This window comes from Klebsiella sp. M5al (assembly GCF_002090195.1).
Classification (GTDB): Bacteria; Pseudomonadota; Gammaproteobacteria; order Enterobacterales; family Enterobacteriaceae; genus Klebsiella; species Klebsiella grimontii.
The window spans coordinates 38,876-54,126 of sequence record NZ_CP020657.1 but is presented as its reverse complement, the minus strand read 5'-3'; the positions used below and the strand labels follow the sequence as shown (position 1 = coordinate 54,126).

The window sequence follows — 15,251 nt, the reverse complement described above, 5'->3', positions numbered from 1 at the left end:
AAATCGATTCTTCAGGCTATTACCACCCCTAATCAAACATCTATACTCGACCTAACAACGACATTCTAAAAAGCACGCAACTCTATTATGGCTCAATCACATTTACTGGCAGAAAGAATTTCCCGGCTCAGCGCCGCGCTGGAAAAAGGACTCTTCGAACGCAGCCACGCAATACGCCTTTGCCTGCTTGCCGCCCTCAGCGGCGAGAGCGTTTTTCTGCTGGGGCCGCCGGGGATCGCCAAAAGCCTGATTGCCCGTCGCCTCAAGTTCGCCTTCCAGCAGGCCCGCGCGTTTGAATACCTGATGACCCGCTTCTCCACGCCGGAAGAGGTCTTTGGCCCGCTCTCCATCCAGGCGCTGAAAGATGAAGGGCGCTACGAGCGTCTGACCGCCGGCTATCTCCCGGAAGCCGAAATTGTTTTTCTCGATGAGATCTGGAAAGCGGGCCCGGCGATCCTCAATACGCTACTGACAGCGATAAACGAACGCCATTTCCGCAACGGGGCAACCGAAGAGAAAATCCCCATGCGCCTGCTGGTGGCGGCGTCGAACGAACTCCCGGAGGCGGACAATAGCCTGGAAGCCTTATACGACCGTATGCTTATCCGGTTATGGCTGGATAAGGTACAGGATAAAACTAACTTCCGCTCAATGCTGATAAGCCAGCAGGACGAGAACAGTAATCCTGTCCCGGCGAATTTGCAGGTCAGCGACGAGGAGTTCCTGCAATGGCAGCAGGATATCGGCAACGTGAAGCTACCGGACAGCGTGTTTGAACTCATATTCCAGCTGCGCCAGCAGTTGGATACGCTGCCGAACGCGCCCTACGTCTCAGATCGTCGCTGGAAAAAGGCCATTCGTCTGCTGCAGGCCAGCGCCTTTTTCAGCGGCCGCGACACCATTGCGCCAATAGACCTGATCCTGCTGAAGGATTGCCTGTGGCACAACGTTGAGACAATGAACCTGATGTCCGCGCAGTTGGAGACCTTAATGACCAGCCACGCCTGGCAGCAGCAGGCGATGCTCACTCGTCTGGGGTCGATAATCCAGCGGCGCATTCAGCTTCAACAGCAGCAAAGCGATAAAACCGCGCTAAAAGTCACGCGTCTCGGCGGGATGTTTAGCCGGAAACCTCATTATGAACTGCCTGCTGAAGTACAGGATTCGACGCTAACGCTGCTTCTCCAGCAGCCGCTCAAACTGCACGATCTGGAAGTCATTCATATTACGTTCGTTCGTGAAGAGCTCGCTCATTGGCTGGAGAAAGGCGGTGAGATCCGCGGCAAGCTCAACGGAATTGGTTTTGCCCAGCAGCTGAATATGGATGTCGATACCAGCCAGCACCTGGTCGTGCGCGACGTCAGCTTACAGGGATCGCGGCTCTCCCTACCCGGTAGTGAATCACGGGAAAATATGCCCGCCGAAATCCGGCAGCAGTTGGAGGCGCTGGACGACGAATGGCATCAGCAACATAACCGCTTCAGCGAACAGCAAAAATGTCTGTTTATCCCCGGCGAGTGGCTGGGGCGGATTGAAGCCAGCCTGCAGGACGTAGGAACGCAGATCAAACAGGCCCGCCAGTCATGACCCTGGACATGCTGAATGTCATGCTGGCAGTCGGCGAAGAGGGCATGATCGATGAGATGCTGCTGGCGCTGCTGGCGGCACCTCAGCTCGCGGTATTCTTTGAAAAATTTCCACGGCTTAAAAATATTATCGCCGCCGACATTCCTCGCTGGCGGGAAGCGGTGAGATCGCGGCTAAAAGAGACCAACATCCCGCCCGAACTGGATGCGGAAGTTCAGTGCTATCAGCAGTCACAGCGGCTTTCCACCTCGCAGTTTATCGTCCAGCTGCCGCAAATTCTCAGCCAGCTGCATAAGCTGCACTCCCCGTTCGCCAGCCAGGCGCAGCAGCTGGTGGATGACAACAGCACCTTTACACCGGCGCTGCACACGTTATTCCTCCAGCGCTGGCGCCTGAGCCTGGTGGTGCAGGCAACCTCTCTTAATCAGCAGTTGCTGGATGAAGAGCGCGATCAGCTGCTGAGCGAAGTTCAGGAGCGCATGACCCTCAGCGGCCAGCTGGAGCCGGTGCTGGTGGAAAATGACAATGCGGCTGGGCATCTGTGGGACATGAGCGCCGGAGAGCTGAAGCGCGGCGATTATCAGCTGATCGTTCGCTACGGGGATTTTTTAACTCAACAACCTGAGCTCATGCAGCTAGCTGAACAACTGGGACGCTCGCGTGAAGCGAAAGCGGTGTCGAAAAAAGATGCGCCGATGGAGACCTTCCGCAGCCTGGTGCGCGAACCGGCCACCGTGCCGGAGCAGGTCGACGGGCTTCAGCAGAGCGACGATATTCTGCGTCTGCTGCCGCCAGAACTGGCCACTCTCGGCATTACCGAGCTGGAGTTTGAGTTCTACCGCAAGCTGGTTGAAAAGCAGCTGCTGACCTATCGGCTACACGGCGATGCGTGGAAGGAAAAGATCACCGAACGGCCGGTCACGCGCCAGGACGTTGACGAACAGCCGCGCGGGCCGTTTATCGTCTGCGTCGATACTTCCGGCTCAATGGGCGGTTTCAATGAACAGTGCGCCAAGGCTTTTTGTCTGGCGCTGATGCGGGTCGCTCTGGCGGATAACCGCCGCTGCTTCATTATGCTGTTTTCCAGCGAAGTGGTGCACTACGAACTCACCGGCCCGCAGGGGCTGGAGCAGGCAATTCGTTTTTTAAGCCAGCGCTTTCGCGGCGGCACCGATCTGGCCAGCTGCTTCCGGGCAGTGATTGAGCGTATGCAGAATCCGCAGTGGGTCGATGCTGATGCGGTGGTGATTTCCGATTTTATCGCCCAGCGCCTGCCGGATGAGGTGATCAATAAGGTGGGGGAGCTACAGCATAAACATCAACATCGTTTTCATGCGGTGGCGATGTCGGTACACGGCAAGCCCGGCATTATGCGCGTTTTCGATCATATCTGGCGCTTTGATACCGGGTTGCGTAGCCGCCTGCTGCGACGCTGGCGGCGTTAATCACTGATTAAAGAAGCGCGGCAACGCTTTGACGAACCTGGGTTGGCCACACGCCGCACTGCACCTGGCCGATGTGATCCAGCTGCAGAAGCAGCATCGTCAGGCGAGACTGGCCAATGCCGCCGCCAATCGTCTGCGGCATCTCTCCGCGCAGCAGCGCCTGGTGCCATTCCAGCTTCAGGCGATCTTCATCGCCGGTCATCGCCAGCTGACGCTTCAGCGCTTCGGCATCCACGCGGATCCCCATTGAAGAGAGTTCGAAGGCATCTTCCAGAACCGGGTTCCATACCAGAATGTCGCCGTTCAGGCCCGCATAGCCTTCAGCGGCAGGCGTACTCCAGTCATCGTAATCCGGCGCGCGAACATCGTGGCGCTGGCCATCAGAAAGCTTACCGCCGATACCGATCAGAAATACCGCGCCCAGCTCTTTCGCGATCGCTCGTTCGCGGCCCTTGGCATCGAGATCCGGATAGCGGCTTAAAAGCTCCTGGCTGTGAACAAAGTGGATCGTCTCCGGCAAGAACGGCGTGAGGCCAAACTCTTTACTGACGGCATCCTCGGTGGCTTTGATCCCGGCATAGATCGCTTCAACGGTTGCTTTCAGCGTGCCGCAGTGGCGTTCTTCATCCCCCATTACGCGCTCCCAGTCCCACTGGTCAACGTAGACGGAATGGATGGCGGTTAACCGGTCTTCATCGGGGCGAAGGGCCTTCATGTGCGTGTACAGCCCTTCGCCCGCGCTGAAGTCGTGTTGTCCCAGGGTTTGACGCTTCCACTTCGCTAGTGAATGAACCACTTCGAACTGGGCGTCTGGCAGTGTTTTCACTTTAACCTGAACCGCTTTTTCGCAACCAGAGAGGTTATCCTGCGTCCCATCGCCCACGCGGCTTAAGATCGGCGCCTGGACTTCGATCAGGCCGAGCTTCTCTTCAAGCTGGCGGGAAAAGTGTGACTTAACGAAACTAATCTGGCGTTGTTTTGCGATGTATGCGGTTTTCATTTTTTATAACTCCTGCGTCCTGTTGCCATTGATTAAGCAACAAAACAGCGCTGCAATTCAATAATCCAACAACAAAAAGCCTGCATCGATTTTGATTCATTAAAATTTGCGGCTAAAATAGAAATATTCGTCAAACTTCATAAGAAAAACCTATGGAAAATTATCAGATCGACAATCTGGACCGCGGCATCCTTGAGGCCCTCATGGCCAATGCGCGTACCGCCTATGCTGAACTGGCAAAACAGTTTGGCGTCAGCCCGGGGACCATTCACGTTCGCGTAGAGAAAATGAAGCAGGCCGGAATTATTACCGGCGCGCGTATCGACGTCAGCCCCAAGCAGCTGGGTTACGATGTGGGGTGCTTTATCGGCATTATTTTGAAGAGCGCGAAAGACTACCCCTCCGCGCTGGCCAGGCTAAACAGCCTGGATGAGGTTACCGAGGCGTATTACACCACCGGGCACTACAGCATCTTTATAAAAGTGATGTGCCGATCGATTGACGCGCTCCAGCATGTACTTATCAACAAGATCCAAACAATTGATGAAATTCAGTCCACTGAAACGCTGATCGTCCTGCAAAACCCGATTATGCGCACCATCCGCCCATGATCGGGCTTTTTAATCCCACATTTTTCCACAGGTAGATCCCAGCTCGCTCACAGCGTACAATACGCCACTCTGAATAGTGGAGCGGGCGATCATGGCAGAGATAACTCTTATCAGCGGCAGTACGCTGGGTAGCGCAGAATATGTATCAGAACATCTGGCGGAAAAGCTGGAAGAGGCTGGTCACAGCACGACTATCCTGCACGGACCGCTGATCGAAGATCTGCAGCCGCAGGGGATCTGGCTGGTTATCTCTTCTACTCATGGCGCCGGGGATATTCCCGATAACCTGCTGCCCTTCTATGAAGCGCTTCAGGAGAAGCAGGTCGATCTTTCTGCAGTCCATTTTGGCGCAATCGGCATTGGTAGCCGCGAATACGATACCTTCTGCGGAGCGATTGATAAGCTCGAGACTGCGCTCAAAGCCTGCGGGGCAAAACAGATCGGTGAAACGCTAAAAATTAACGTCCTCGAACATGAAATTCCGGAAGATCCGGCCGAGATTTGGCTGGGATCCTGGAAAAACTTGCTCTGAGAATTGTAAAGATCATACTTTCTTCTGTGGATAACTATGCTTAAAAGCTTGGATCAACCGGTAGTTATCCAAAGTATAACCGTTGCCTGAATTTTGTGCTGTGTATAACCCTTCATTTTGATCCCAGCTTATACGGACCAGGATCACCGATCATTCACAGAAAGCGATCCTTCTTAAACGGTTGATCCTAAACCGCGGATCTGACTTATCCACAAGACAAGCCGATCCTAATAAGAGATCACAATAAAACAGATCTCTAAATAAAAGATCTTCTTTTTAATACTCAGGATCCCGGCGCTTTCTCGAAAGGCTAAAGTTGAGTAGAATCCACGGCCCGGGCTTCAATCTATTTTCAAACCGCTTTATGCGAGGCATACCACCATGTTTTATCAGGATCCTTTTGACGTCATCATCATTGGCGGGGGTCATGCAGGCACTGAGGCCGCGATGGCCGCAGCGCGAATGGGTCAACAGACTCTGCTTTTGACACACAATATCGACACGCTGGGGCAGATGAGCTGCAATCCGGCGATTGGCGGCATTGGGAAAGGACACCTGGTAAAAGAAGTGGATGCGCTTGGCGGCCTGATGGCGAAGGCCATTGACCACGCAGGTATCCAGTTTAGGATACTAAACGCCAGCAAAGGCCCTGCCGTACGGGCGACTCGCGCTCAGGCAGACCGAGTGCTGTACCGCCAGGCCGTACGGACCGCGCTGGAAAACCAGCCTAACTTAATGATCTTCCAGCAGGCGGTGGAAGATCTGATTGTTGAGAACGATCGTGTTGTCGGCGCCGTCACCCAGATGGGGCTTAAATTCCGCGCCAAAGCGGTAGTACTGACTGTCGGAACCTTTCTTGACGGTAAGATCCATATTGGTCTCGATAACTACAGCGGCGGCCGTGCAGGCGATCCTCCGTCGATCCCGCTGTCCCGTCGTTTGCGTGAACTGCCGCTGCGCGTCAGCCGCCTGAAAACCGGTACCCCGCCGCGCATCGACGCAAGGACGATTGATTTCAGCGTTCTGGCACAGCAGCACGGCGATAATCCGATGCCGGTCTTCTCGTTTATGGGGGATGCTTCTCAACATCCGCGTCAGGTACCGTGCTATGTCACGCATACCAACGAGAAAACCCATGACGTGATCCGTAACAACCTCGATCGCAGCCCGATGTATGCCGGCGTGATTGAAGGGATCGGCCCGCGCTACTGTCCTTCGATCGAAGACAAGGTCATGCGCTTTGCCGATCGCAACCAGCACCAGATCTTCCTCGAGCCGGAAGGACTGACGTCCAACGAGATTTATCCAAACGGTATCTCCACCAGCCTGCCGTTCGATGTCCAGATGCAAATCGTCCGCTCAATGCAGGGGATGGAAAATGCAAAAATCGTTCGTCCTGGCTACGCTATTGAGTACGATTTCTTTGACCCGCGTGACCTGAAACCGACGCTGGAAAGTAAATTTATCCATGGCCTGTTCTTTGCCGGCCAGATTAACGGCACTACCGGTTATGAAGAAGCTGCCGCTCAGGGCCTGCTTGCCGGCCTCAACGCAGCTCGTTTCTCCGCCGAGAAAGAGGGATGGGCGCCGGGCCGCTCTCAGGCTTACCTTGGCGTCCTGGTAGACGATCTCTGTACTCTCGGTACCAAAGAACCATACCGCATGTTTACCTCTCGTGCGGAATACCGCCTGATGCTGCGTGAAGACAACGCCGATCTGCGCCTGACCGAACAAGGCCGTGAACTGGGTCTGGTGGATGACGAACGCTGGGCGCGTTTCAACCAGAAGCTTGAGAGCATTGAACGTGAACGTCAGCGCCTGAAAGCCAGCTGGGTTAATCCGCTGGCGGAAAGCGCTGCGGAAGTGAATGCTCATCTGACGGCGCCTTTATCCCGTGAAGCTAACGGTGAAGATTTGCTCCGTCGTCCGGAAATGACCTACGAACAGCTGGTGCAGATGACGCCGTTCTCGCCGGGTCTTGAGGACAAGCAAGCGGCGGAACAGGTCGAAATTCAGGTAAAATACGAAGGCTACATCGCGCGCCAGCAGGATGAAATCGAGAAACAACAGCGCAACGAGAACACGTTGCTGCCTGCTACGCTTGATTATCGCCAGGTGAATGGGCTGTCGAACGAGGTCATTGCCAAGTTGAACGACCATAAGCCGTCTTCGATAGGGCAGGCATCGCGTATTTCCGGCATTACGCCTGCGGCAATCTCGATTTTGCTGGTGTGGTTGAAAAAGCAGGGAATGCTGCGCCGTAGCGCCTGATTTTCCACTGAACGATACATTGGCGGATACGCATCTGACGTCCGCCAGGTTAATTTCTCAGCCCGGTAAGCGAATCGCCTCCGGGCTCATTGTTTTTAAACAGGTACCGATCGTGCTCAACAAACTTTCTCGTCTTCTTGATGAAGCAGGTATTTCACTTACCGATCACCAGAAAAACCAGCTTGTCGGCTATGTTGGCATGTTGGATAAGTGGAATAAGGCCTATAACCTGACCTCGGTTCGCGATCCTGACGAGATGCTGGTACGCCACATCCTCGATAGTATTGTTGTTGCGCCATACCTTAACGGAACGCGTTTTATCGATGTCGGTACGGGCCCAGGCCTGCCGGGGATCCCGCTGGCTATCGTGCGTCCTGAATCCCACTTCACCCTGTTAGACAGCCTTGGCAAGCGAGTACGTTTTCTCCGCCAGGTCCAGCATGAGCTAAAACTGGATAACGTCACCCCGGTACAAAGCCGCGTGGAAGCGTTCCCGGCAGAGCCGCCGTTTGATGGCGTTATTAGCCGCGCATTTGCGTCGCTGAATGACATGGTGAGCTGGTGCCATCATTTACCCGCGGAGAACGGTCACTTCTATGCGCTCAAAGGGTTAGCGCAGGAAGATGAAATGGCAAATCTACCGGAAGGGTTCGTCATTAAAGATGTTGTCGAACTGCATGTGCCTCAGCTGGAAGGGGAGCGTCACCTTGTGGTGATTCAGCCAAAAATGATTTAATTTTTATCAAAAAATGTGAAAAAAAGACGGGCCGTGCATGTTACAAAAATAAAAGTCACGGCAGGGTATTATCGGACTGTCTTTAACCATGGAGTTACCAGGGTTTTTCTTTCCGTTAACTTTGCGCGGTTACTTTACTTGCAGAATAGTCAACATTGAAAATATCAGTACGCTAAAAATCTCGCTGCTTGTCGTTCATACCGATGTTAAATATTTATTATGAATGTCAATAAAAGGTTTTTATTGTATATGGGATTGTTTTAGAAAGAATACCTACTTTTTATGTTGAATATCAAAAGGATAAAAAATCGAGTTTTATGTACAGAATTAATTCGATTTCGCGGAAAATGTTTATTATGTGATCTGATGCACGCTTTAATTGCCGATTTTTCGCGGTATTTGCAGTTTTGCATGACGGCTCACAGAACGGTGAAATGCATGAAAAGTTGTCTGTCGGAAAATAATTAAACATTTATTCACTATTTTGCTACTTATTGTTTGAAATCACGGGGCGTCACCGTATAATTTGTCCGCTTTTTGATGCTTGACTCTTCGTCTTAAAGGACGTTTTATACGACACGCGACATACCTCGAAGGGAGCAGGAGTAAAAACGTGATGTCAGTGTCGCTCTTGAGTCGAAACGTTGCTCGTAAGCTTCTGTTTATTCAGTTACTGGCAGTAATAGCAAGTGGACTGCTGTTCAGCCTCAAAGACCCTTTCTGGGGCATCTCCGCGGTGAGTGGAGGTTTGGCGGTTCTTTTGCCAAACGTGATATTTATGATTTTTGCCTGGCGTCATCAGGCGCATACACCAGCTAGAGGCCGAGTGGCCTGGTCCTTCGCCATCGGCGAAGCCTTCAAGGTGTTGCTGACCTTCGCCTTTCTGGCGATGGCGCTGGCGGTTTTGAAAGTGGTATTTTTGCCGCTGATAGTGACGTGGGTTTTGGTGCTGGTGGTACAAGTTCTGGCGCCAGCTGTAATTAACAACAAAGGGTAAAAGGCATCATGGCTTCAGAAAATATGACGCCGCAGGATTACATAGGCCACCATCTGAATAACCTTCAGCTGGACCTGCGTACATTCTCGCTGGTGGATCCGCACAACCCCCCGGCCACCTTCTGGACGCTCAACATTGACTCCATGTTTTTCTCAGTGGTGCTCGGTCTGTTATTCCTGTTTATGTTCCGCAGCGTGGCTAAAAAGGCGACAACCGGCGTACCTGGTAAATTCCAGACCTTTATTGAGATGATCATCGGCTTCGTCCATGGCAGCGTCAAAGATATGTATCATGGCAAGAGCAAGGTCATTGCTCCGCTGGCCCTCACCGTGTTCGTCTGGGTATTCCTGATGAACCTGATGGATCTGCTGCCTATCGACTTTATCCCTTGGATCGGCGAACACGTTCTCGGTCTGCCTGCTCTGCGCGTGGTGCCGTCAGCTGACGTTAACATCACCCTGTCGATGGCGCTTGGCGTATTTATCCTGATTCTTTTCTACAGCATCAAAATGAAAGGCGTGGGCGGGTTCGTTAAAGAACTGACCCTGCAGCCGTTCAATCACTGGGCGTTCATTCCTGTCAACTTAATCCTTGAAGGGGTAAGCCTGCTGTCAAAACCTGTATCACTGGGTCTGCGACTTTTCGGCAACATGTATGCCGGTGAGCTGATTTTCATTCTGATTGCTGGCCTGTTGCCGTGGTGGTCACAGTGGATTCTGAATGTGCCATGGGCCATTTTCCACATCCTGATTATTACGCTGCAAGCCTTCATCTTCATGGTTCTGACGATCGTCTATCTGTCGATGGCATCTGAAGAGCATTGATTTTTACCAACATACTACGTTTTAACTGAAACAAACTGGAGACTGTCATGGAAAACCTGAATATGGATCTGCTGTACATGGCTGCCGCTGTGATGATGGGTCTGGCGGCAATCGGTGCTGCGATCGGTATCGGCATCCTCGGGGGTAAATTCCTGGAAGGCGCAGCGCGTCAACCGGATCTGATTCCTCTGCTGCGTACTCAGTTCTTTATCGTTATGGGTCTGGTGGATGCTATCCCGATGATCGCTGTAGGTCTGGGTCTGTACGTGATGTTCGCCGTCGCGTAGTAAGTTGTTCGAAAGAAACCTAAGCCACAGAGTTATTTTTTAAGAGGTATTGTGCTGTGAACATGAACGCAACAATCCTCGGCCAGGCCATCGCGTTTGTTATCTTCGTATGGTTCTGCATGAAGTATGTATGGCCGCCGTTAATGGCTGCCATCGAAAAGCGCCAGAAAGAAATTTCTGACGGTTTAGCTTCTGCAGAACGCGCTAAGAAAGATTTGGACCTTGCACAGGCCAACGCGACCGACCAGCTGAAAAAAGCGAAAGCGGAAGCCCAGGTAATCATCGAGCAGGCGAACAAGCGTCGCTCTCAGATCCTGGACGAAGCAAAAGCGGAAGCAGAACAGGAACGCACCAAAATCGTCGCACAGGCGCAGGCTGAAATCGATGCCGAACGTAAACGTGCTCGTGAGGAGCTGCGTAAGCAGGTCGCTATCCTGGCTGTTGCTGGCGCCGAGAAGATCATCGAACGTTCCGTGGATGAAGCTGCTAACAGCGACATCGTGGATAAACTTGTCGCTGAACTGTAAGGAGGGAGGGGCTGATGTCTGAATTTGTAACGGTAGCTCGCCCCTACGCCAAAGCAGCTTTTGACTTTGCCGTCGAACACAACAGCGTTGAACGCTGGCAGGATATGCTGGCGTTTGTCGCTGAAGTGACGAAAAACGAACAAATGACAGAGCTACTCTCCGGCGCACTGGCGCCAGAAACGCTCTCTGATGTGTTTATCGCGGTCTGTGGTGAGCAACTGGACGAAAATGGCCAAAACCTGATTCGGGTAATGGCTGAAAATGGTCGTCTGAATGCGCTCCCTGATGTTCTCGAGCAGTTCATTCACCTGCGCGCTGCCAGTGAGGCAACCGCAGAGGTAGAAGTTATTTCTGCCGCTCAAATGAGTGACGAACAGCTTGCGAAAATTACCGCCGCGATGGAAAAACGTCTGTCACGCAAAGTTAAGCTGAATTGCAAAATCGATAAGTCTGTAATGGCAGGCGTAATCATCCGTTCGGGTGATATGGTCATTGATGGTAGCGTACGCGGCCGTCTTGAACGCCTTGCAGACGTCTTGCAGTCTTAAGGGGACTGGAGCATGCAACTGAATTCCACCGAAATCAGCGAACTGATCAAGCAGCGCATTGCTCAGTTCAATGTTGTGAGCGAGGCTCATAACGAAGGTACTATCGTTTCTGTAAGTGACGGTGTTATCCGCATTCACGGCCTGGCCGATTGTATGCAGGGTGAGATGATCGCTCTGCCGGGTAACCGTTACGCTATCGCACTGAACCTGGAGCGCGACTCCGTAGGTGCCGTTGTGATGGGTCCGTACGCTGACCTCGCCGAAGGTATGAAGGTTAAATGTACTGGCCGTATCCTTGAAGTTCCGGTTGGCCGCGGCCTGCTGGGACGTGTGGTTAACACCCTGGGTGCACCGATTGATGGTAAAGGTCCGCTGGAGCACGACGGCTTCTCCGCCGTTGAAGCTATCGCACCGGGCGTCATCGAACGTCAGTCCGTCGATCAGCCGGTGCAGACCGGTTATAAATCCGTTGATGCCATGATCCCAATCGGTCGTGGACAGCGTGAACTGATTATCGGCGACCGTCAGACGGGTAAAACCGCTCTGGCCATCGACGCCATCATCAACCAGCGTGATTCCGGCATCAAGTGCGTCTACGTAGCTATCGGCCAGAAAGCGTCCACCATTTCTAACGTGGTACGTAAACTGGAAGAACACGGCGCGCTGGCTAACACCATCGTTGTGGTTGCTACCGCATCTGAATCTGCCGCACTGCAATACCTGGCGCCGTATGCCGGTTGTGCAATGGGTGAATACTTCCGCGACCGCGGTGAAGATGCGCTGATCATTTATGATGACCTGTCTAAACAGGCCGTTGCTTACCGTCAGATCTCCCTGCTGCTCCGTCGTCCGCCAGGACGTGAAGCATTCCCGGGCGACGTATTCTACCTCCACTCTCGTCTGCTGGAGCGTGCCGCACGTGTTAACGTCGAATACGTTGAAGCTTTCACCAAAGGTGAAGTGAAAGGTAAAACCGGTTCTCTGACCGCGCTGCCGATTATCGAAACCCAGGCGGGTGACGTTTCTGCGTTCGTTCCGACCAACGTAATTTCCATTACCGATGGTCAGATCTTCCTGGAAACCAACCTGTTCAACTCCGGTATTCGTCCTGCGGTTAACCCGGGTATCTCCGTATCCCGTGTTGGTGGTGCAGCTCAGACCAAGATCATGAAGAAACTGTCCGGTGGTATTCGTACCGCTCTGGCACAGTATCGCGAACTGGCGGCGTTCTCGCAGTTTGCCTCTGACCTTGATGATGCAACCCGTAAGCAGCTGGACCACGGTCAGAAAGTGACCGAACTGCTGAAACAGAAACAGTATGCGCCGATGTCCGTTGCGCAGCAGTCTCTGGTTCTGTTCGCGGCAGAACGTGGTTATCTGGCGGATGTCGAGCTGTCGAAAATCGGTAGCTTTGAAGCCGCTCTGCTGGCTTACGTCGACCGTGATCACGCTCCGTTGATGCAAGAGATCAACCAGTCCGGTGGCTATAACGACGAAATCGAAGGCAAGCTGAAAGGCATCCTCGATTCCTTCAAAGCAACCCAATCCTGGTAAAGTCTGGCGGCTTGCTCTAGGGCAGGCCGCAAGGCATTGAGGAGAAGCTCATGGCCGGCGCAAAAGAGATACGTAGTAAGATCGCAAGCGTCCAGAACACGCAAAAGATCACTAAAGCGATGGAAATGGTCGCCGCTTCCAAAATGCGTAAATCGCAGGAGCGCATGGCGGCCAGCCGTCCATATGCAGATACCATGCGCAAAGTGATCGGTCACCTTGCGAACGGTAATCTGGAATATAAGCACCCTTACCTGGAAGAACGCGACGTTAAACGCGTGGGCTACCTGGTGGTGTCTACCGACCGTGGTCTGTGCGGTGGCTTGAACATTAACCTGTTCAAAAAGCTGCTGGCGGAAATGAAAGCATGGTCCGATAAAGGCGTTCAGTGCGAACTCGCAATGATCGGCTCGAAGGGCGTGTCGTTCTTTAATTCCGTTAGCGGTAATGTTGTCGCCCAGGTGACGGGTATGGGGGATAACCCCTCCCTGTCCGAACTGATCGGTCCGGTAAAAGTGATGTTGCAGGCCTACGATGAAGGCCGTCTGGACAAGCTGTATATTGTCAGCAACAAATTTATTAACACCATGTCTCAGGTTCCAACCATTACTCAGCTGCTGCCGTTACCGGCTTCAGAAGAGGGTGAGTTGAAGCGTAAATCCTGGGATTACCTGTATGAACCCGATCCGAAAGCGCTGCTGGATACCCTGCTGCGTCGTTATGTGGAATCTCAGGTTTATCAGGGTGTGGTAGAAAACCTGGCCAGCGAGCAGGCCGCACGTATGGTGGCGATGAAAGCCGCGACCGACAATGGCGGCAGCCTGATTAAAGAGCTGCAGTTGGTATACAACAAAGCTCGTCAGGCCAGCATTACTCAGGAACTCACCGAGATCGTCGGTGGAGCATCCGCGGTATAACCAGGTTAATTCGTAGAGGATTCAAGATGGCTACTGGAAAAATTGTCCAGGTAATCGGCGCCGTGGTCGACGTCGAATTCCCTCAGGATGCCGTACCGCGCGTGTACGAGGCTCTTGAGGTGCAAAATGGTAGTGAGAAGCTGGTGCTGGAAGTTCAGCAGCAGCTCGGCGGCGGTATTGTTCGTACCATCGCCATGGGTTCTTCCGACGGTCTGCGTCGCGGTCTGGAAGTAAAAGACCTCGAGCACCCGATCGAAGTCCCGGTAGGTAAAGCCACGCTGGGTCGTATCATGAACGTACTGGGCCAACCGGTAGACATGAAAGGCGACATCGGCGAAGAAGAGCGTTGGGCTATCCACCGTGCAGCACCTTCCTACGAAGAGTTGTCAAACTCTCAGGAACTGCTGGAAACCGGCATCAAAGTTATCGACCTGATGTGTCCGTTTGCGAAGGGCGGTAAAGTTGGTCTGTTCGGTGGTGCGGGCGTAGGTAAAACCGTAAACATGATGGAGCTGATCCGTAACATCGCGATCGAGCACTCCGGTTACTCCGTGTTTGCGGGCGTAGGTGAACGTACTCGTGAGGGTAACGACTTCTACCACGAAATGACCGACTCCAACGTTATCGATAAAGTATCCCTGGTGTATGGCCAGATGAACGAGCCGCCGGGAAACCGTCTGCGCGTTGCGCTGACCGGCCTGACCATGGCTGAGAAGTTCCGTGACGAAGGTCGTGACGTTCTGCTGTTCGTGGATAACATCTACCGTTACACCCTGGCCGGTACTGAAGTATCCGCACTGCTGGGCCGTATGCCTTCAGCGGTAGGTTACCAGCCGACCCTGGCGGAAGAGATGGGCGTTCTGCAGGAACGTATCACCTCGACCAAAACCGGTTCAATCACTTCCGTACAGGCAGTATACGTACCTGCGGATGACTTGACTGACCCGTCTCCAGCCACCACCTTTGCGCACCTTGACGCCACCGTGGTACTGAGCCGTCAGATCGCCTCTCTGGGTATCTACCCGGCAGTTGACCCGCTGGACTCCACCAGCCGTCAGCTGGATCCGCTGGTTGTTGGTCAGGAGCACTACGACACCGCTCGTGGCGTCCAGTCCATCCTGCAGCGTTATCAGGAACTGAAAGACATCATCGCCATCCTGGGTATGGATGAACTGTCTGAAGAAGATAAACTGGTGGTAGCTCGCGCGCGTAAGATTCAGCGCTTCCTGTCCCAGCCGTTCTTCGTGGCAGAAGTATTTACCGGTTCTCCGGGCAAATATGTCTCCCTGAAAGACACCATCCGTGGCTTTAAAGGCATCATGGAAGGCGAATACGATCACCTGCCGGAGCAGGCGTTCTACATGGTCGGTTCTATCGACGAAGCCGTGGAAAAAGCCAAAAAACTTTAACGCCTTAAT

At 53.2% G+C, this 15,251-nt stretch carries 15 protein-coding genes; 14 read left to right on the top strand and 1 reads right to left on the bottom strand.

Features of this window, described 5'->3' with window-relative positions:
* Window positions 1-87 precede the first annotated feature (87 nt).
* Both ravA and viaA read left to right on the top strand, forming a co-directional pair.
* The gene (ravA, locus tag BWI76_RS00260; protein WP_004871927.1) at window positions 88-1,587 is read left to right on the top strand and encodes an ATPase RavA; all 1,500 of its coding nucleotides are present in this window, start codon (window positions 88-90) and stop codon (window positions 1,585-1,587) included.
* Window positions 1,584-3,032: an ATPase RavA stimulator ViaA gene (gene viaA, locus BWI76_RS00255; protein ID WP_004871924.1), complete on the top strand. Its 1,449-nt coding sequence runs from the start codon at window positions 1,584-1,586 to the stop codon at window positions 3,030-3,032. The genes ravA and viaA overlap by 4 nt, the downstream gene beginning before the upstream one ends.
* Window positions 3,033-3,039: 7 nt before the next feature.
* Here viaA and asnA read toward each other — a convergent pair whose 3' ends face one another.
* The gene (gene asnA / locus BWI76_RS00250; RefSeq protein WP_024360530.1) at window positions 3,040-4,032 is read right to left on the bottom strand and encodes an aspartate--ammonia ligase; all 993 of its coding nucleotides are present in this window, start codon (window positions 4,030-4,032) and stop codon (window positions 3,040-3,042) included.
* 152 nt (window positions 4,033-4,184) lie between these two features.
* On the opposite strand from asnA, the gene asnC reads away from it, so the two are divergent.
* From asnC to atpD, 12 genes are all read left to right on the top strand, one after another.
* A complete protein-coding gene (gene asnC, locus BWI76_RS00245) occupies window positions 4,185-4,643 on the top strand; it encodes a transcriptional regulator AsnC (RefSeq protein ID WP_004107306.1) in 459 nt (152 codons plus the stop codon).
* 91 nt (window positions 4,644-4,734) lie between these two features.
* A complete protein-coding gene (gene mioC / locus BWI76_RS00240; protein WP_024360531.1) occupies window positions 4,735-5,175 on the top strand; it encodes an FMN-binding protein MioC in 441 nt (146 codons plus the stop codon).
* 381 nt (window positions 5,176-5,556) lie between these two features.
* A complete protein-coding gene (gene mnmG, locus BWI76_RS00230; RefSeq protein ID WP_024360532.1) occupies window positions 5,557-7,446 on the top strand; it encodes a tRNA uridine-5-carboxymethylaminomethyl(34) synthesis enzyme MnmG in 1,890 nt (629 codons plus the stop codon).
* A gap of 112 nt (window positions 7,447-7,558) precedes the next feature.
* A complete protein-coding gene (gene rsmG / locus BWI76_RS00225) occupies window positions 7,559-8,182 on the top strand; it encodes a 16S rRNA (guanine(527)-N(7))-methyltransferase RsmG (RefSeq protein WP_024360533.1) in 624 nt (207 codons plus the stop codon).
* 616 nt (window positions 8,183-8,798) lie between these two features.
* Entirely contained in the window at window positions 8,799-9,179 is a 381-nt protein-coding gene (gene atpI, locus BWI76_RS00220; protein WP_004871906.1) for a F0F1 ATP synthase subunit I, read from the top strand.
* 8 nt (window positions 9,180-9,187) lie between these two features.
* Entirely contained in the window at window positions 9,188-10,003 is an 816-nt protein-coding gene (gene atpB, locus BWI76_RS00215) for a F0F1 ATP synthase subunit A (RefSeq protein ID WP_004127037.1), read from the top strand.
* A 47-nt stretch (window positions 10,004-10,050) separates the two neighbouring features.
* Complete coding sequence (gene atpE, locus BWI76_RS00210; protein WP_000429386.1) at window positions 10,051-10,290, top strand: F0F1 ATP synthase subunit C; 240 nt, start codon at window positions 10,051-10,053, stop codon at window positions 10,288-10,290.
* A gap of 56 nt (window positions 10,291-10,346) precedes the next feature.
* Window positions 10,347-10,817: a F0F1 ATP synthase subunit B gene (gene atpF, locus BWI76_RS00205; protein ID WP_004107293.1), complete on the top strand. Its 471-nt coding sequence runs from the start codon at window positions 10,347-10,349 to the stop codon at window positions 10,815-10,817.
* 14 nt (window positions 10,818-10,831) lie between these two features.
* A complete protein-coding gene (gene atpH, locus BWI76_RS00200; RefSeq protein WP_024360534.1) occupies window positions 10,832-11,365 on the top strand; it encodes a F0F1 ATP synthase subunit delta in 534 nt (177 codons plus the stop codon).
* Between the two features lie 12 nt (window positions 11,366-11,377).
* Window positions 11,378-12,919 carry a F0F1 ATP synthase subunit alpha gene (atpA, locus tag BWI76_RS00195; RefSeq protein ID WP_004127029.1) on the top strand — a complete coding sequence of 514 codons (1,542 nt, stop codon included), beginning with the start codon at window positions 11,378-11,380 and terminating at the stop codon, window positions 12,917-12,919.
* 50 nt (window positions 12,920-12,969) lie between these two features.
* Window positions 12,970-13,833 carry a F0F1 ATP synthase subunit gamma gene (gene atpG / locus BWI76_RS00190; RefSeq protein ID WP_004871892.1) on the top strand — a complete coding sequence of 288 codons (864 nt, stop codon included), beginning with the start codon at window positions 12,970-12,972 and terminating at the stop codon, window positions 13,831-13,833.
* 26 nt (window positions 13,834-13,859) lie between these two features.
* Complete coding sequence (gene atpD / locus BWI76_RS00185; RefSeq protein WP_004127025.1) at window positions 13,860-15,242, top strand: F0F1 ATP synthase subunit beta; 1,383 nt, start codon at window positions 13,860-13,862, stop codon at window positions 15,240-15,242.
* The last annotated feature ends 9 nt before the right edge of the window (window positions 15,243-15,251 follow it).

Coding starts and splice junctions, on each gene's coding strand:
- ravA (WP_004871927.1), top strand. CDS start 88: ATGGCTCAATCACATTTACTGGCAGAAAGAATTTCCCGGCTCAGCGCC.
- asnA (WP_024360530.1), bottom strand. CDS start 4,032: ATGAAAACCGCATACATCGCAAAACAACGCCAGATTAGTTTCGTTAAG.
- atpB (WP_004127037.1), top strand. CDS start 9,188: ATGGCTTCAGAAAATATGACGCCGCAGGATTACATAGGCCACCATCTG.
- atpG (WP_004871892.1), top strand. CDS start 12,970: ATGGCCGGCGCAAAAGAGATACGTAGTAAGATCGCAAGCGTCCAGAAC.
- atpA (WP_004127029.1), top strand. CDS start 11,378: ATGCAACTGAATTCCACCGAAATCAGCGAACTGATCAAGCAGCGCATT.
- mnmG (WP_024360532.1), top strand. CDS start 5,557: ATGTTTTATCAGGATCCTTTTGACGTCATCATCATTGGCGGGGGTCAT.
- atpI (WP_004871906.1), top strand. CDS start 8,799: ATGTCAGTGTCGCTCTTGAGTCGAAACGTTGCTCGTAAGCTTCTGTTT.
- atpH (WP_024360534.1), top strand. CDS start 10,832: ATGTCTGAATTTGTAACGGTAGCTCGCCCCTACGCCAAAGCAGCTTTT.
- mioC (WP_024360531.1), top strand. CDS start 4,735: ATGGCAGAGATAACTCTTATCAGCGGCAGTACGCTGGGTAGCGCAGAA.
- atpE (WP_000429386.1), top strand. CDS start 10,051: ATGGAAAACCTGAATATGGATCTGCTGTACATGGCTGCCGCTGTGATG.
- asnC (WP_004107306.1), top strand. CDS start 4,185: ATGGAAAATTATCAGATCGACAATCTGGACCGCGGCATCCTTGAGGCC.
- viaA (WP_004871924.1), top strand. CDS start 1,584: ATGACCCTGGACATGCTGAATGTCATGCTGGCAGTCGGCGAAGAGGGC.
- atpD (WP_004127025.1), top strand. CDS start 13,860: ATGGCTACTGGAAAAATTGTCCAGGTAATCGGCGCCGTGGTCGACGTC.